Source organism: Stenotrophomonas sp. P5_A9 (genome assembly GCF_056400525.1).
In genome coordinates, this window is sequence record NZ_JBFULC010000075.1 from 1 (window position 1) to 17,771 (window position 17,771).

Annotated in this window: 8 protein-coding genes; 4 read left to right on the forward strand and 4 right to left on the reverse strand. The window is 69.6% G+C overall.

Translation table 11 applies throughout. From position 1 onward, the window contains the following. Nucleotides 1–5 precede the first annotated feature (5 nt). The 3 genes from AC1DR7_RS17880 to AC1DR7_RS17890 are packed head-to-tail and all read right to left on the reverse strand — an operon-like array spanning nt 6 to nt 1,791. On the reverse strand, nt 6–572 hold the full coding sequence (locus tag AC1DR7_RS17880) for a YceI family protein (RefSeq protein ID WP_478051239.1): 567 nt from the start codon (nt 570–572) through the stop codon (nt 6–8). Nucleotides 573–574: 2 nt separating this feature from the next. Continuing rightward, nucleotides 575–1,147 (reverse strand): cytochrome b, encoded by a 573-nt coding sequence (locus AC1DR7_RS17885; protein WP_457321165.1) that lies wholly within the window; start codon nt 1,145–1,147, stop codon nt 575–577. Next, nucleotides 1,144–1,791, reverse strand: coding sequence for a YceI family protein (locus tag AC1DR7_RS17890; RefSeq protein WP_256775807.1), 648 nt, complete (start codon nt 1,789–1,791; stop codon nt 1,144–1,146). The genes AC1DR7_RS17885 and AC1DR7_RS17890 overlap by 4 nt, the downstream gene beginning before the upstream one ends. 212 nt (nt 1,792–2,003) lie before the next feature. On the opposite strand from AC1DR7_RS17890, the gene AC1DR7_RS17895 reads away from it, so the two are divergent. The 4 genes from AC1DR7_RS17895 (at nt 2,004) to AC1DR7_RS17910 (ending at nt 16,051) form a co-directional block, all read left to right on the forward strand. Continuing rightward, nucleotides 2,004–5,561 (forward strand): hybrid sensor histidine kinase/response regulator, encoded by a 3,558-nt coding sequence (locus AC1DR7_RS17895; RefSeq protein ID WP_478051242.1) that lies wholly within the window; start codon nt 2,004–2,006, stop codon nt 5,559–5,561. 175 nt (nt 5,562–5,736) lie between these two features. Next, nucleotides 5,737–9,216, forward strand: coding sequence for a sensor histidine kinase (locus AC1DR7_RS17900; protein ID WP_478076594.1), 3,480 nt, complete (start codon nt 5,737–5,739; stop codon nt 9,214–9,216). Beyond that, the gene (locus tag AC1DR7_RS17905; RefSeq protein WP_457318607.1) at nt 9,213–12,398 is read left to right on the forward strand and encodes a ligand-binding sensor domain-containing protein; all 3,186 of its coding nucleotides are present in this window, start codon (nt 9,213–9,215) and stop codon (nt 12,396–12,398) included. Before AC1DR7_RS17900 ends, AC1DR7_RS17905 begins: the two co-directional genes overlap by 4 nt. A gap of 122 nt (nt 12,399–12,520) precedes the next feature. Further along, nucleotides 12,521–16,051, forward strand: coding sequence for a hybrid sensor histidine kinase/response regulator (locus AC1DR7_RS17910; RefSeq protein WP_478052975.1), 3,531 nt, complete (start codon nt 12,521–12,523; stop codon nt 16,049–16,051). 60 nt (nt 16,052–16,111) lie between these two features. Here the strand turns inward: AC1DR7_RS17910 and mdtD are convergent, their stop codons facing one another. Then, nucleotides 16,112–17,515: a multidrug transporter subunit MdtD gene (gene mdtD, locus AC1DR7_RS17915; protein WP_256775804.1), complete on the reverse strand. Its 1,404-nt coding sequence runs from the start codon at nt 17,513–17,515 to the stop codon at nt 16,112–16,114. Nucleotides 17,516–17,771: the final 256 nt, after the last annotated feature.

Here is a 17,771-nt window from a genome sequence, read left to right on the forward strand (position 1 = left end):
CAGCATCACTTTGCCTTCAGGACGACCTTGGTGCTGATCGCGGTTTCGTTCGGGATGGTCTTGGTGTCGGCCCAGTCGCCGCCGCCCACGCCGAAGTCCAGGCGCTTGACCGTGGCCTTGCCGCTGAGCACCGGCTGCGCGCCCGGGGTCCAGGTAAAGGTCAGGGTGACCGGCTTGCTGACCCCGCGCAGTTCCAGGGTGCCGTCGGCGGCGTACTGGTTGTTGCCCAGTGAACGGAATTTGCTGGCGCTGTATTTGGCCTGGGCGAACTTGCCGACGTTGAAGAAGTCCGCGCCCTGCAGGGTCGAATCCCGGTCGCTGTTGCCGCTCTTGGCGCCGGCCAGCGGAATGGTCACTTCCAGCCTGGAACCGTCCAGCTTGGCGGGGTCGAAGCTGAGCGTGGTGTCGAAGCCCGGGAAGGTGCCGGTAAAGACCTCACCGTCGTACTTGGTCGCAAACGCGAGCACCGAGCCGGGGGCCTGCACGTAGTCGGCGGCCAGCACCGGTGCGGTGGCGAGCAGGCCGGCGAGGGCGGCGGCGACCGCGGCGGGGGAGTTGAGCTTGATGTTCATGGTCAATCCTTCTGGGGGGAGGCAAGCCAGCGCTGCGGGAGCATGCGCGCAAGGGTGGCATCGCGTTGGTAAAAATGGTGGTAAAGCGCGGCGCCGGCGTGGGCCAGCACCACCGCGATCAGCAGCCAGAAACCCCACTCGTGGATGGCGTGGGAGACCTGCGTGACGCGCTCGTCCGGCCCGCTCAGCTTGGGTACCTCGACCAGCCCGAACCAGCGGAATGGACGCAGCCCGCTGGCCGAGTCGTACAGCCAGCCCGACAGCGGGATGGCGAACATCAGCACATACAGCAGCGTGTGCGTGGCCGAGGCAATGCGTTCCTGCCAGGTCGGCGTGCCCGCCACCGGATCGGGCGCGCCGGCGTACAGGCGCCAGCCCAGCCGCGCGACCACCAGGGCCAGCACGGTGATCCCGATCGACTTGTGCATCGTGTAGATCCAGAAGTACTTCGGGGTCTTGGGGAATTCGCCCATGGTCAGCCCGACGATGCCCAGGGCAAGGATCAGCAGGGCGATCAACCAGTGCAGGGTCTGGCTGACGCCGCCCCAGCGGGTGGCGGTGTTCTTGGCGGTCATGGCGTGGTCTCCTCGACCGGCTGTGGGGATACGGGGGTGGCCGGTGCGGGCTGCGGATCGGTGGCGCTGCTGTCGCGAACGGCTTCCGCTTCGATCCGCAGCTGCACCTCGTCGCCGATCATCGACGGCCAGCCGGCAACGCCGAACGCGCTGCGGCTGAGCGTAGCGGTGGCCGAGAAACCGGCGGTACGGCGGAATGGCGGCAGCGGGTGGCGTTTGAGTGCATTGAGGGTGACTGCCAGGGTCACCTCGCGGGTCACCCCATGCAGGGTCAGGTCGCCGATGACGTTGGCATGGGTAGCATCGATCGGTTCAACCCGGGTCGAGACAAAGCGCGCCTGCGGGAAGCGCCCGGTGTCGAGCAGGTTGCGCGCGGCGGTGGCCTTGTTCCACTTGTCATCGCCCAGGTCCAGGCGCTGGATTGGCACCGTGACGCTCAGCCTGGCCGCGGGCCAGTCCTGCGGATCGAATTCCAGCACGCCTTCGCTGCCGGACACCGTGCCCAGCGCATGCGAGAAGCCGGCGTGCTCCACCGCGAACAGCACGCGGGTGTGCACCGGGTCGAGCCGGTAGGTATCGGCGGCGGCCCGGGCCGCCAGTGGAGCGGTGCACAGCAGCAGGGCAAGGGTCAGGCGCAGGGTCATGGCCGGGCTCCATGGAGGACAGCGTCGATCATACGCATAGCCCCGTCGGTGCCAGCAGTGCCATGGCTGCAACAGATCGTGGCGCGGGCCGGGCCCGCACCGCGCGGCAACAGGCTGTTCCAGCGATACGCGCAGGTGGTGCGGCAGCGCCGCCCGGGCGCCACCGCAGGCGCTGTGGGACAATCTGCGGCTACAAGGAGATCTGGATGGCGATGGGAACGCGTGGCGGGTACGCGGGCATCGTGTTGCTGGTACTGGCGTTATGCACGCTGCCGGCAGCCTCGTGGGCCGCAGTGACATCGGCAGGAGCCTCGGTAGAGACGCCACGCATGCGCCGGCTGGGTGCCGCCGAAGGCATGCCATCGCGGATGGTGCTGGCGCTGGCGCAGGATCGCCAAGGTTACGTCTGGGCGGCCACCAATGATGGCCTGGCACGGGTGGATGGCGTCGGGCTGCGCGTGTGGCGCAACGATCCGGCCGACCCCGGCTCGCTCCCCGGCAACGAGATCGAAACGCTGCTGGTGGACCCGCTCGACCGTGTATGGGTGGGCATCAGTGGTGTTGGTCTGTCCATGTTGCCGCCCGGTCGCGAGCGCTTTCAGCGCTTCCCCGACCTCGAGGCGGGCTGCGAGGGGCAGGTGTGGTCGCTGGCCTATGCGGGCAAGTCGCTGTGGATCGGCACCAACCGCCACGGCATCTGCCGCCGCGAGGAAAACGGCACCTTGGTGCGCTACCGGGCCGATCCTGCCGACCCGGCCCGTCTTCCCGACGACACCATCTACAGCCTGTTGGCCGATCCGCAGGGGCGGGTCTGGGTCGGCACCGGCAGTGGCGTGGCGCGCTGGGATGGACAGCGGTTCACCCGCATCGCCACCGAGGTGCTGGGTGGCAAAAGCGTCTTCCGCCTGACCCGGGAGCCGGACGGCACGATCTGGGCCGGCACCGAGGGCGGGCTGTTCCGCATCGATGCCGATGGCAGTGCACGCAGGGCACCGTGGACACTGAGCGCCGACGTCCGCGCGGCCACGGTCGTACACGACCGCAACGGCGGCTATTGGCTTGGTACCGCCGATGGCCTTTACCGGGGCGACCAGGGCGACGTGCGACTGCTGGCCGGGGATGGCGGCAGTGGCTTCCTGACCGCGCGCAGCGGCGTGCTGGACATGTTGCAGGACCACGAGGGCGGGCTGTGGGTGGCCATGCTCACCCAGGGCCTGGCCTACCTGCCGCCGGACTGGCGGCGCTTCTCCACCTGGTACCAGCTGGACGGCAAGCCGCTGGACAGTGTGTATCTGCTCGGCGTGGCGGCGGCGGGCAACGACTTCTACGTGTCCGGCGCCCACGGCATCTACCGGTTGGACGAGCGCGGCACGCTGCGCCAGATCGCCGATGAAAATGTCCTCGGGGTGGGGGCGAACTGGTCGGTGTTGCCGCGTGCCGATGGCGCGCTGTGGATCGGTCGCGCCGGGCGCCTGAACCTGTTCCAGCCGCGTACCGGGCAGGTGCGCGAATGGAAGATCGGCGGTGGTGCGGATGTACGCCAGCGCATCGATCTGATCCGCCAAGCGCCCAACGGTGAGATATGGCTGTCGATCATGAACTACGGCATCCAGCGCCGCGATGCCGAGGGCACGCTGCTCGACACGATCCGCATCGACGCCGACCGAGGGCTGACCGACACCTCGATCGAGCAGATGCTGTTCGATGCACGCGGGCAACTGTGGGTGATGGGCGAGGCGGGCCTGATGCGCTGGAACGAGGGCCGATTCGAGCACGTGCCGGGGATTGCACCGGGCAACATCTTCGACATGGCCTGGATCGGTGCGGATGAGCTGTGGCTGGCGCGCAGTGGCGCACTGGAGCGCTACCGCTGGGATGGCCTGAGCATGACCCTGCGCGAGCGCGTTGGTAGCGCCGAGGGCGTGCCGCCGGTATCGATGGGCGGGCTGGTGATCGGCCGGCAGGGACGGGTGTGGGCGACCACCCCGCGCGGCCTGCTCAGCTGGCAGGGCAAGCAGCGCCAGCTACGGCTGTACGGCGAACGCGACGGCCTGCCGGATGTGGAGTTCAGTGGCCGGCCGCCGGTGCGTGCCGCCAATGGCCACCTGCTGGCGGTCACGGCTACCGGGCTGGTCGGGTTCGACCCGGATGCGGCCGACCTGCCGCTGCCGCCGTCGCAGCTGGTGATCGACAACCTGCAGGTGCGCCGCGACGACGCCGAGGGCCAGCAATCGCTGCCGCCGGACGCGCCGATCGTGCTCGGTCCCGAAGACCGCGACCTGATCGTCACCGCCCGCCTGCTGTCCTTCGCCAATCCGCAGGGCAACCGCTATCGCTACCGGGTCTCCGGGTACGACCAGAACTGGGTGATGCAGGCCTCCGACGGCGAACGCCTGTTGTCGCGCCTGCCCTCGGGGCAGTACGCCATCGATGTGCAGGCGGCCACCTCGCATGGGCAATGGACGCCGTCGCGCACGCTCAGCGTGGAGGTGCTGCCGCCGTGGTGGCGCAGCAACGGGGCGATCCTGGCGTACCTGGTGTTGTGGCTGCTGCTGGTGGCGGTGGTGGTGTACGTGGCGCGGGTGCGGCTGCGCCGGCGCCAGCAATGGCAGCTGACCGTGCACAAACAGCAGATCGCCGAACACGCCTCCCAGGCCAAGAGCCGGTTCCTGGCCACGCTCGGGCACGAGGTGCGTACCCCGATGACCGGCGTGCTGGGCATGAGCGAGCTGTTGCTGGCCACGCCGCTGGATGACCTGCAGCGGGGCTATGCCGCGTCGATCCAGCATGCCGGCACCCATCTGCTGCGGCTGGTCAACGATGCGCTGGACCTGGCGCGGATCGAAGCGGGCCGGCTCGAACTGGATATCCGTCCGTTCGATCTGATGTCGATGCTGGCCCAGGTGCAGGCACTGATGGAGCCGATGGCACACCACCGTGGCCTGGCCTTCGAACGCAGCTTCAACCTGCCCGGCCCGGTGCAGGTCAGTGGCGATGAAATGCGCGTGCGCCAGATCCTGATGAACCTGCTCGGCAATGCCATCAAGTTCACCGAGCGCGGCCATGTCGGGTTGGGCGTGGAGCTGCTCGACGATGGCCTGGGCGTGGCCTTCGAGGTCACCGATACCGGTCCAGGGATCAGCGCCGACCAGCAGCAGCGCCTGTTCCACCGTTTTGAACAGGCCGATGGTCCGCGTACGGCATCGCGGTACGGCGGCAGCGGGCTGGGTCTGGCGATCTGCCAGGAACTGGCGGTGGCGATGGCCGGACGGATCGACATCGACAGCCGGCCCGGCCAGGGCGCGCGTTTCAGCGTGGTCTTGCCGCTGCCGTGGACGCTGCGGCGCGGCGGCGCACCCAGCCACGCGCAAGACGCCGCGCGGATCCAGTTGCCACCGTTGCGGATCCTGCTGGTGGAAGACGACCCGACCGTGGCCGACGTGATTGCCGGGCTGTTGCGCACGCGCGGTCATGAGGTGGTGCACGTGCTGCACGGATTGGCTGCGTTGGCCGAGGTGTCGGCCGGGCCGTTCGATGTGGGCCTGCTCGACCTCGACCTGCCGGCGCTGGATGGCATCGCCATTGCCGGACAACTGCGCGCGCTGGGTTACGAGCTGCCGCTGATCGCGGTTACCGCGCGCTCGGATGCGTACGCCGAACAGCAGGTGCTGGAAAGCGGGTTCGATGGTTTCCTGCGCAAGCCGGTCACCGGCGACCTGCTGGTCGATGCGATCGCAACGGCGCGTGCGGGGCGACAGCCGGACGGCTGAGGGCATCCTGCTGCATGCTGAGATAGGCGGGGTGTTTCGATCAGTGGCGATCGATGCGAACTTCAACTCAGCAAGATGTGATCCAGCGCATGGCAGGAACCCGCACTGGCAGTTCGATCACTCTATTGTCAGTGCGATGACTGTGACGTGGTTGACGTAACCGGTGGCCTGCGGTGTGGCACGGCGTTGGAAGTGCGGGTTCTGGCTGGCTGCGTTGCTCGCGGTGTGGCCGTGCGCCACGGCCGCCACCGTGCTCGACCTGCCGTGGCCGCACCAGTTGGGGCTTCGCGAGGGCCTGCCGAACGCCGGCATGCAGGCCATGGCCGAGGACGCGACCGGCTATCTGTGGCTGGCCGGAAGCGACGGCCTGATGCGCTTTGATGGGCGGCGCGCACGGGTTTGGCGGCGCGAGGACGGGCTGGTCGATGCCGTGTTGCACGCACTGCACATCGACTCCCACGATCGGCTGTGGCTGGGCACCGCGTCGCAGGGAGTGGTGATGATGCCTGCCGATCGCAGCGGCTTCGAACGTCCCGACGAACAGGCGCCGCTGGCGGTACGCAGCGGCACCATCCACGCCATTGCCAGCAGCGGCGATGGCGCGGTGTGGGTGATCGGGGCGGACCGCCACCTGTACCGTCACGCCAGCGACAACCCGCGTTGGCAGCGTGTGGACACCGCGGCCGATGCGGTCACCGCATTGGCCCGGGATCGCGACGGGATGCTGTGGGTGGGCACTTCGCAAGGGCTGCGTCGCATCCGCGACGGGCGCGCCCAGCGCGTCGGCGTGCAGACCGTGGCCGTGCACATGCTCTGGCCCGACCCGCACGGCGGTATGCACGTGGGCAGCACGGACACGGCCTGGACCGTTGCTGCCGCTGGCGGCGCGTTGCAGCCGGTCGCGCCGGGTCGACCGCTGCTGCGCAGCGCCGACGGTGTGCTGTGGCAACAGCAGGCCGCCGGCCTGATGCTCCATCGCGGGCCACGCGCGCAGCCGGTGGCATTGCGCCCCGTGCATGGCCCACGTGCCCGCAGCGTGGAGATGCGCCAGGCCCTCCAGGACCAGCGCGGCGACATCTGGTTGCTCAGCCGTGCGCACGGGCTGTGGCGGTTGCCGGCGCGCTGGCGCGCGTTCACCGCATTGCCGGCCGCGGCCAACGGCCTGCCGGGTATCCGCAGTCATTACGCGCTCGCGCTGACCGCTTCCCGCGACGGGCGCTTGTGGGTGGCCGGCAGCCAGGGACGTCTGCAGCGGCTGGACCTGCGCACCGGTGCCAGCAGCGATCACCTGACGTATCCGCACGAAGGCTTCAGTGCGGTGGCCGTGGGCATGGCCGAAGACCCACGGCAACGTCTGTGGATCGCCAGCGCCGGGCAGATGCTGCGCTACGACCCGGCCCGCGGCGAGGTCCGGCGCTGGCCGCTGGCGCTGCCCTCCGGCGACGGGCCAATGCACCTGCAGGCGTGTCCGGATRGCAGCGTCTGGTTGGCCCACGCGCAACAGATCCAGCAGTGGTCGGCCGGCGGCGTGCGCCTGCATGCCGATGCACCGCAGGCGCTGGGTCTTGCGCGTGGCCGGGCGGCGCGCCAACTGCTGTGCGACCGCACCGGGATGCTGTGGGCGACCGACCGCGAGGGGCTCAAGTACTGGGATGCGACACGCCGGCGCTTTGTGGCCGCCGAAGTGCAGGGCACGCCGTTGGCGGCCGTTGCCGAGGGCGACGATGGCAGCCTCTGGCTCAGCCGCCAGGATGCGTTGGAGCAGCACCGCTGGGAGGGTCAACGGCTGCGGCGAGTGCGCCGCTTCGATGCGGCGTCCGGCTATCCGCTGCTGCGCGCCGACGCGCTGGCGGTGGATGCGCACGGCACCGTGTGGGCCGGCGCGGCGCGTGGCCTGATCCGACTCGACCCGGGCGACGGTCAGGTGTGCGTACTGGGCAGCGCCGATGGCCTGCCGGTGCAGGAGATTCTTGGCCAGCGCCTGGTGCGGGTGGCGACCGGCGCGCTGGCCGCGGCGGTGCGCGAAGGCGGGCTGTTGCTGTTGGAGCCGGGCAGCGTGCGTCAACCGCAACCGGTACCGACGCTGGTGATCAATGCGGTCCGACTGCAGCGGCGCGGTACGGCGCTTAACCTGCGGTCGGGAGTGGCACCGACGTCGCTGTCCAGTACCGATCGCAACATCCAGATTGCGGTCAACCTGTTGGGCCCAGGCGATCCGGATCGCATTCAGCATCGCTTCCGTCTGGCCGGACATGATCCGGACTGGGTGGACACCGGCCCGGTAGCGCAACGCATCTTCGCGCGCCTGCCTGTCGGCGAGCATGTGGTGGCGGTGCAGGCGCGGCATGGCGATGGGCCATGGTCGGCGCCGCGGGACGTTGCGCTGCAGGTGGCGCCGGCATGGTGGCAGACCCTGCCCGGCAGGATCGGCCTGACGCTGGCGGCCGCACTCGCGCTGCTGACGGCGAGCCGTACCGGCACCCGCTTGGCGCGGTGGCGGCGGCGCCTGCTTGCGGCGCGTCTGCAGCACCGCCGCGCGGAACGGGTCTCGGCCGAACGCACCCGTTTCCTGGGGCGGCTGGGACACCGCATCCGGGTGCCGATGACGGTGGTCTGCGGCTGGAGCGAACTGCTGCTGCAGGCACCGCTGAGCGTGCGGCAGCGGGCACAGGCCGACAGCCTGCATCGCGCCGGCCGGCACCTGGTGCAACTGGTGGATGATGCGCTGGACCTGGCCAGCATCGAAGCCGGACGCCTGCATCTGCAGCCCGGCGCGTTCGCCCCGGCGGCACTGCTGCATGAACTGCACGCCCTGTTGCTGCCGGTGGCTGCGGCCAAGCAGCTGCGCCTGGCCTGGGACAGCAGCATCGAACCGCAGCGATGGCTGCTGGGCGATGTGCGGCGACTGCGCCAGATCCTGTTGAACCTGATCGGCAACGCGGTGAAGTTCACCGCGCAGGGCAGTGTCCAGGTATCCGCCAGGTGCGGCGCGGGCGGCCGTGGTCTTGTGTTGGTGGTGACCGATACCGGCCCGGGCATGAGCGCCGAGCAGGTGCGGCGCCTGTTCCAGCGTTTCGAACAGGCCGACGGTGCGGTCACGCTCGCACGCCATGGCGGCAGCGGACTGGGGCTGGCGATCAGTCGCGAGCTGGCCCAGGCGATGGGCGGGGACATCCAGGTCCACACTCGGCCGGGCCAGGGCAGCCGTTTCGAGGTGCGGTTGCCGCTGCCGGATGTCGCCGGGCCGCCGGCACTGGCGACGCCGGCGGGTGCACCCGACGGGAGGGGCGCACCGGCGCGACGCGTGGTGCTGTTGCTGCCGCATGCGGATACCACGGCGGTGGTCGCGGCCCTGTTGCGGGCGCAGGGACAGCACGTGGTCTGCCTGCCCCAGGTGGCGGAGGACGTTGCAGCGTGGCCGGCCGTTGCCTGCGACCTGGTGGTTGCCGATCCGGATATGCGCATCAGTGGCGAGCGGGTCGCTGCGTTGCTGGCACGCTGTTGGCCCGGCGTACCGCGCGTTGCAGTGACCCCGCGTGCCGATGCAGCGGCCGAGCGCGACGCGCTGGCGGCCGGGTTCAGTGGCTTCCTGCGGTTGCCGTTGAGCGGCGACGCGTTGGCGGTGGCGCTGCGCGCCTGCACGGACCCACGATGACGCTCCTGCGCCGGATGCTGGCCGCGTTGTTGCTCCTGGTCTGCACCGGGGGCAGTGCGCGGGCGCAGTTGCCCGAAGCGTTCCGGTTCACCACGGTGGATGGGCTGCCTTCCAATGCCGTGCATCAGGTGGTGGAGGATCGGCACGGTTATCTGTGGTTTGCCACCGACGATGGCCTGGCGCGCTTCGACGGGCGTCACTTCCGGATCTGGCGACGCGAACAGGGTTTGGTCGACAACCAGTTGCTGGCGCTGGCGCTGGACGAGCATGACCGGCTGTGGATGGGGACCGGCCGGGGCGTGGTGATGCGGCTGTCCGCGGACCGCACCCGCATCGATGCGTTCGGCGGCAGCCGCCATCCCGCCCTGGCCGGTGCGGCGATCAGCGTGCTGCTCGCCGATACACAGGGCGGCGTCTGGTTCGGCGCGCGCGGCGCGGGACTGTTCCGGCTCGACCCGCAGCAGCGCCTGCGTCAGTACCTGCCCACGCTGCGCGGCGACGGCGTCCCGCCCGGCGATGTGGAACATCTCGTCCACGATACCGACGGTGGTCTCTGGGTGGGGACCACGCAGGGGCTCGCGCGCTGGGACGACGGTCGCTTCCATCGGCCCGCCGTTGCCGCCCTCGCCACCGCGCCGATCACCGGCATGGGTGTCGATGCCGGTGGTGTGCCGTGGATCAGCAGCGCCGTCGGGCGCTGGCGCGTGCAGGGTGGCACGCGCGTGCAGGCGGTAGCCCTGCATCGGCATGCGCGCCTGCTTGGCATCGGCCGCGAGGATGCGCAGTGGTGGGCTGACGGGCAACGGGTATGGCGGCAGCCGTCAGGGGCTGGCGCGGCGGCGCCGGTCGGGTTGGCGTCGGCCGGCGACGGCACGATGCCACGCCTGCGGCGGGCCTTCGAGGATCGCCAGGGCGGTGCGTGGCTGCTCGGGACGCATCTGGGGGTGTGGCGTCTGCCGCCGCTCTGGCGGCAGTTCCGTGCACAACCGGCGCCGCAGCGACAACGTGGCCTGGAGGGTTTCATCCCCGCGGTGCACAGGTCCAGCGCGGAGTTGAGCTGCGCCGAGGATCGCTACTGGCGGATCCGCGATGGCGCGCTCGAACGGCGTGGTGCCGATCGACGACCGGTCGCACGCTGGCCGCTTGTCGATACCCGTGGCGTGCCGGTGCAGGGGCCTTTGTCGCTGCACTGCGCGCAGGACGGCGGCGTGTGGCTGGGCGGGGCGGCTGGTCTGAAGCGTTGGAATGGGACGCGCTTGGTGACCGTCCCAGGCGCGCCGTCAGACATCACGGCGCTGCATGTCGATCCTGCCGGTGGCCTGTGGATCGCCGCTGCCGGGGTCATCTACCGCTACCGGTGGCAGCGCGGCGCGCTGCAGCAGCGTCTTCGTCTGGACGAGCGTGACGGCCTGCCGCCGCTGCAGCTGCAGGCCATGGCCACCGACGGCAGCGACGTGCTGTGGGCCACCGCTGGTACCGGACTGCTGCGGGTGGCCCCGGCACGCCGCGAGGTGCGCCTGTATGGACGGGACGACGGCGTTCCCGAAGCGGTGATGCACGCGCGCCTGCAGGCGGACGCGGGCACGATGCTGGCCGTTGGCGAGGAGGGCGCTGCGGTGGCGTTCGATACGGCCCAGCTGGCACGGCCAATGACCTCGCCGGCCCTGGTCATCGAACGCGTGCAGCTGCGTCGCGGCGAGCATCTGCTGACCGTGCCCCCGCTGGGGCCGCTGCAGTTGCATGCGCACGATCGCGATATCCAGATCACCGCGCGGGTGCTGTCGGCGCAGCTCGATCCACGGCAGCAGTACCGGTTCCGGCTGCGTGACAGTGGGCAGGGCTGGAGCCGGACCCGCAGTCGCGGCACGATCGGTTTTCCGCAGCTGGCGCCGGGCCAGCATGTACTGCAGTACCAGGAGCGCGGCGGCGATGGACGCTGGTCGACCCTGCAGGAGCTGGTGCTGCACGTGCAGCGCAGCGACTGGCAGCATCCCGGCGTGCGGGCTGCGCGCCTGACCGCGCTGCTGGCGCTGTGCGTGGTGATGGGCTGGGGACTGTGGCGCAGCGTGGCGCGGATGCGCGCCCGACGCGCCGTGGCGCGGCGACGGGGCTGGGCACAGCAGTCCGCCGATGCCAAGGCTGGCTTCCTGGCCACCTTCGGGCATGAGATACGCACCCCTCTCACCGGCGTGCTCGGAATGAGCGAGCTGCTGCTTGCCTCGACGCTGGCACCGCGGGAGCGCCGGCGTGTCGCGCGCATCCAGCGCGGTGGACGGCAGCTGCTGGCCATCCTCGACGACGCACTGGACGATGCGCGCATGGACGCCGGACGGGTGCCATTGCAATGGTCCCGTTTTGATCTGCTCAGCGTGTTGCAGCGCTGGCGACAGCATACGCAGCTGGTGCTGTGCGCGCAGGGCAGCATTTTTGCGGCATGCGTGCATCTGCCCGGGCCCGTGCGGGTGGGCGGGGATCCACAGCGTCTGCGGCAGCTGCTGGAGGTGATGATCGAGGGTCTACTCGACGCGCTGTCGGCCTGCCGGATCGCGGTCCAGGTCGGTTGGCTGCCCGGTCGTGGCGGGATGCTGCTGGATCTGCAGGCCGCGCCGATGGCAGGCCTGCCGATGCCGGCCGAGACGGTGATGCGGGCGGCGCTGGAGCGCGCGCAGACCTGCGCGCGAGCCCTGGACGGGCAACTGCGGGTGGTATTGCGTTCCGGGACGGGGTGGTGGCTGGTACTCCGGCTGCCGCTGGCGCCCGGCACGGACGGCGACGATGAGCCAGCCCCCGGCCGTGGGGTCGCGGCCGGCGAGCCGGGCGCGCCATGGCGGGTGTTGCTGGTCGAAGATGATCCGCTGCTTGCCCAGGTCCACGCCGGGGTGTTGGGCGCGCGCGGTGCGCACGTGGTGACCGCGGGGCATGCACTGGCGGCGATGGCCGAGGTGGCAGCGGCGCGCGTCGATGTGATGCTGCTGGACCTGGATCTGCCGGGCGTGGATGGCTGGCAGCTGCTGGACATGCTGCGCACGCAGGGCTGCCAGGTACCGGTGTTGATCCTGACCGCGCGGCGCGAACCGGGGTTGGCCGAACGCGCGGCCGTCGCCGGGGCGGCGGGTGTGCTGCACAAGCCGGTCGATGGCGATCAACTGTACGCGGCGGTGCGTATGCTGCTTCCGGGCTGAGTGGATCGTCGCCACGCAGCGAACCGTTTACCATGCGGACCTGGCCCCAGGCTCGACCCACCGCGCTGCGGTGCGGTCGCAACCCTGGCGAGCATCCACGGACAGAGTCGGGAGATCCACTGGTGGTGCCTTTGCGTTGGCTGCTCCTGATCGGGATCGCATGGCTCTGGCCGCTGCTCGGCCACGCGCAGCCCGTGCCGCCGACACCCCGCCAGCTCACCGTGTTCGACGGATTGCCGTCCAACACGGTCAATCGCATGGCCGAAGACGGCTACGGGTACCTGTGGATCGCCACCAACGACGGCCTGGCCCGTTACGACGGGCGCAACTACCGGGTGTGGCGTGCCGAGGATGGGCTGCGCGACAACCATGTGTGGAGCGTGCACGTGGATGCGCGCAACCAGCTGTGGATCGGCACCGAAAACGCCGGACTGGCGATGATGTCGGCCGATCGGCGCGAGCTGCGTTTCTTCGACCGCGCCAGCCACCCGGTGATCGGCAGCAACACGATCTGGAGCATTACCTCCACCGCCGATGGCACGGTCTGGTTCGGCACCTATGAAGGCGGCCTGCACCGGCTCGACCGCAATGGCAAGGTCACCCGTTTCATGCCCGAGCATGGCAATCCACGCAGCCTGCCGTCCGCCTCGGTTACGCAATTGGCGACTACCCGCGACGGCAGCCTCTGGGTGGGGACCAAGGCCGGGTTGGCGCGCTGGACCGGGCATGATTTCGAGCGGGTGTCCAGCCGCTATCTGCACGAACAGCTGATCAACGGCCTTACCGCCGAGCTCGACGGCAGCCTGTGGGTGGCCACCAATGCCGGGGTGGTGGTGCGGCGTCCGGATGGACGCATCGAGCCGGCGCCGTGGAAGGTCGATGCGCGTGACCAGATCCTGGGCATGATGCTGCGCGACGAACAGGGCGGCTACTGGCTCGATACCCGCTCCGGGTTGGGCCGCGCCTACGACAACCAGTTTCAGCAGGTGCCGTTGTACAGCGCCGTGGCGCGCGGCCAGGTGCGACCGAACTGGACCGGTGCCTACGAGGACCGTGAGGGCGGGATCTGGCTGGCCAGCACCAACAGCGGCCTGTGGCACCTGTTGCCGCGCTGGTGGCAGTTCTCGGTGTTGTCGCGGCTGGAAGATGATCCGTCCTCGCTACGCAACGGCTACGTGCTGGGCATGTCCGCCGCCGCCGATGGCGGGGTATGGACGGTGGGCACGCACGGGGCGCTGGACAAGTTCGACCCGGTCACCGGCCGCGTGGTGCAGCACCGTACCTGGGTGGACGGCAACCAATGGCTGCAATCGGTGAAGGAAGACGCGCTGGGGCGGGTCTGGATCGGTTCGCGCGATGCGTTGTTGCGCTACGACCCGAAGGAGGCAGCGTTGCGGCGGTGGGGCAACGACGCGGCGGTGGATGCGGCGATGGAGGGGCAGATCGAATCGCTGGCGCTGTGCGATGGCGGACGGCTGTGGAGCGCCGCGTCGACCGGACTGCAACAGCGCGATCTGGAAGGTCGGGTACTGCACCGCATTGCCGCCGGACATGCGGGACTGGCGGAGGGGCAGATCGCGCTCGACCTGATGTGCGGCAGCGAGGACCACCTGTGGGCAGCGACCAACCAGGGGCTGCTGCACTGGGTGCCGGCGCGGTCGCGGTTCGAGCCGGTCCCCGGCGCGCCACCGGGCGCGATCCATGCGGTGGCCACCGCCGCCGACGACAGCGTGTGGCTGTCCCAGGAAGGACGGCTGAGCCAGTACCGCTGGCAGAACGGCCGGCTGCTGCTGCAGGCGGTCATCGGCGGCGGTGCGGGCTATCCGGACGTCTCGGCGACCGGGCTGGTGGTGGATGCGCAGGGCGTGGTCTGGGCGGCCAGTGCGCGCGGCCTGATCCGGGTCGATCCGCAGATGGGCAACGTGCGTCTGTATGGCGTGCACGATGGCCTGCCCAGCCAGGAGTTCCGCCGCAGCACCTTGACCCGTACCGCCAGCGGCCGCATCGTCGGCGGTACGCCGGCCGGCGTGGTGGTGTTCGATCCGCGCCAGGTGCGGCCGTCCAACCGGCGTGCGCCGCTGGTGATCGAACGGGTGGAGGTGCGGCGCGGCGACCGCGTGGCCGACCTGACCCATCTCACCCCGCTGGAAATCGCCGACGCCGATCGCGACCTGCGCATCGTCGCGCGGTTGCTGTCCTTCGCCGATTCCTCGTCCAACAGCTATCGCTACCGACTGGCCGGTTACGACCCGGATTGGGTGGACGTCGGCCCGGCTGGCGAGCGGGTGTTCTCGCGCCTGCCACCGGGCAGTTACCGGCTGGAGGTGCAGGCGCGCTCGGCCGACCAGGTGTGGTCGCGGGTGCAGTCGCTGGAATTTCGGGTGCAGCCGCCGTGGTGGCGCAGTTTGTCGGGCCTGCTGGTGTTGACCTCGTTGGCGTTGCTGCTGATGAGTCTGTTCGCGTGGCTGTATCGACGTCGCCTGCAGCGCAAACATGCGTACCAGCTGGCGTTGCAGAAGCAGGAACTGGCCGAGCAGGCCTCGGCCGCCAAGACCCGCTTCCTGGCCAACCTGGGCCATGAAGTACGCACGCCGATGACCGGTGTGCTGGGCATGAGCGAGCTGTTGCTGGGCTCGGCGCTGGATCCGCAGCAGCGCAGCTGGACCGCATCGATCCGGCATGCCGGCGAACACCTGCTGCACCTGGTCAACGATGCGCTGGATCTGGCACGGATCGAATCGGGACGGTTGCAGCTGCAGGCCGAGCCGTTCGACGTGAACAACCTGGTCGACGACGTGTGCACCCTGATGGCGGCGCTGGCCGAGCAGAAGCAACTGCGTTTCGTGGTCGACAACCAGTTGCCTAAGGGTCTGGGCAGCGTCGGCGATGCGGTGCGGGTGCGACAGATCCTGCTCAACCTGCTGGGCAATGCGGTCAAGTTCACCACGCACGGCGAGGTACGCCTGAAGGCGATGACCTTGTCTGCCGATCGCGGGGTGTACTTCGAGGTTTCCGATACCGGTCCGGGGATCAGCAGCGATCAACAGCAGCGGCTGTTCCGCCGTTTCGAGCAGGCCGATGGCGCGCGGACGGCCGCGCAATATGGTGGCAGCGGGCTGGGGCTGGCAATTTGCCGGGAGCTTGCGCTGGCGATGCAGGGTCAGGTCGGTATCGAGAGCCAACTGGGGGTGGGCACCTGTTTCAGCCTGACCTTGCCACTGCCGCTGCATATTGTCGCCGCGCCGGCCGGCTTCGCAGGGGGCGGCGACGGCCAGCAGCTGCCGCCGATGCGGATTCTGCTGGTGGAAGACGATGCGACCGTGGCCAGTGTGATCAGCGGGCTGCTCGGCGCGCGCGGGCATCAGGTGGTGCATGCCGAGCACGCGCTGGCGGCGCTGCGAGAGGTCAGCGAGGCGCCGTTCGACGTGGTGCTGCTGGACCTGGACCTGCCCGGGCTGGGGGGGATCGAATTGGCCGGGCACCTGCACAACCAGGGCTACGAGATGCCGATGATCGCCGTGACCGCGCGTACCGACCCGGGCATCGAGCAGCAGGTGCGCGCGGCGGGCATGCAGGGCTTCCTGCGCAAGCCGGTGACCGGTGAGCTGCTGGTGGAGGCGATCGCGCGGGCGTTGCGCACGGCGCGCGGGTAAGCGGCGGGGCAGGTCATCGGGCCAAGGACCGCGTGCTGATCACCGGACCAACGGTCGATGCTACTCAGCGACCTCTTCCACATCGCGCGGGGAGGGGCGGGTGTCGGGCAGCTGCCAGAAGATCAGCGTGGAGGTGAGGGTGATGGCACCGACGCAGACGAAGGTGGCGTGCAGGGCGGCGGTGGCGCCGCGCAGGGCATCCAGGTGGTCGAACGCGGCCAGCAGGCTGCCGGCCGCAGCGGCGCCGAAGCCCGTGGCGAGCATCATCACCATCGACAGCAGGCTGTTGCCCGAACTGGCGAAATCGCGGTCGAGATCGCGCAGGGTCACGGTGTTCATGACGGTGAACTGCAGCGAGTTCACCGCGCCGAACAGGGCCAATTGGACGATGCGCACCCACAGTGGCTGGCCGGGTGTCATGAAGATGAAACTGGCCATTGCCAGGCCAACCAGCACGGTGTTGACCATCAGCACCCTTCGGTAGCCGAAGCGTTCGACCAGTTTGACGGCGTAGCGTTTGGAGAGCATGCCGGCGGCGGCGACGGGGATCATGAGCAGGCCGGCATTCATCGGGCTCATGCCCATGCCGACCTGCAGCAGCAGCGGGATGAGCAGGGGCATGGCGCTGCTGCCGATGCGCGAGAACAGGTTGCCGAGGATGCCGATGCGGTAGCTGGGCACGTGGAACAGGGCCAGCGAGAACAGCGGTGCGGTGGAATTGGCCGCGTGCAGCCAGTAGCCGACGAGGGCGGCCAGGCCGGCGACGGTCATGAGCATGACCAGCGCGTGCGGGGTGGCCATGCCGGAGATGCCGTCCAGGGCGAGGGAAAGCACGACCATGCCGAAGGCGAGCATGAGGTAGCCGGCCAGGTCGAAGCGGGTGCGATGCTCGGCGTAGTGGTCGGGCATGACGTTCATGGCGGCGATGTAGCCGATGACGCCGATGGGCAGGTTGATCAGGAAGACCCAGTGCCAGGAGGCGACTTCAACCAGCCAGCCGCCGAGGGTGGGGCCGATGAGCGGGCCGATGAGGGCGGGGATGGCGATGAAGCTCATGGCGCGGAGGAACTCTTCGCGCGAGACCGAGCGCATGACGGCGAGGCGGCCGACGGGGAGCAGCATGGCGCCGCCGACGCCCTGCAGGACGCGTGCGCCGACGAGCTGGTGCAGGGTCTGGGCGAGGGCGCAGGCGAGCGAGCCGAGGGTGAACAGGATGATGGCGACGAGGAAGGTGCGCCGGGTGCCGAAGCGGTCGGCTATCCAGCCGGAGGCGGGGATGAAGGTGGCCACGGCGAGGGCATAGCTGAAAACGACCGACTGCATCTGCAGGGGGCTTTCGCCGAGGCTGCGGGCCATGGCGGGGAGGGCGGTGTTGACGATGGTGGAGTCCAGCATCTGCATGAAGATCGCCAGCGATACCAGCCACAACAGGGGCCGGATCGAGGCGTAGCTGCTGGTCGTCATCGTGCGCACCTTCATCAACGAGGGGCACATGATCGCCGATGCGGGATCAGGGTGCGGTCAAGATGCGGTTGTGGACTGGATTGGCAAAGTTGTTTCAGAAGCTGGAGAGCCAGCGCCAGCGCCAGCGCCAGCGCCAGCGCCAGCCCAGAGCAAAGCCAGAGCCGAAGCCGAAGCGCTTGATGTGCTGGCGACCAGGCTGGGCTGGCGTGGGTGGGTTGGCGGGACACGCCGTAAATCCTCCCTGGAGGCTCGTGGG

Coding starts and splice junctions, on each gene's coding strand:
- AC1DR7_RS17880 (WP_478051239.1), bottom strand. CDS start 572: ATGAACATCAAGCTCAACTCCCCCGCCGCGGTCGCCGCCGCCCTCGCC.
- AC1DR7_RS17885 (WP_457321165.1), bottom strand. CDS start 1,147: ATGACCGCCAAGAACACCGCCACCCGCTGGGGCGGCGTCAGCCAGACC.
- AC1DR7_RS17890 (WP_256775807.1), bottom strand. CDS start 1,791: ATGACCCTGCGCCTGACCCTTGCCCTGCTGCTGTGCACCGCTCCACTG.
- AC1DR7_RS17895 (WP_478051242.1), top strand. CDS start 2,004: ATGGGAACGCGTGGCGGGTACGCGGGCATCGTGTTGCTGGTACTGGCG.
- AC1DR7_RS17905 (WP_457318607.1), top strand. CDS start 9,213: ATGACGCTCCTGCGCCGGATGCTGGCCGCGTTGTTGCTCCTGGTCTGC.
- mdtD (WP_256775804.1), bottom strand. CDS start 17,515: ATGACGACCAGCAGCTACGCCTCGATCCGGCCCCTGTTGTGGCTGGTA.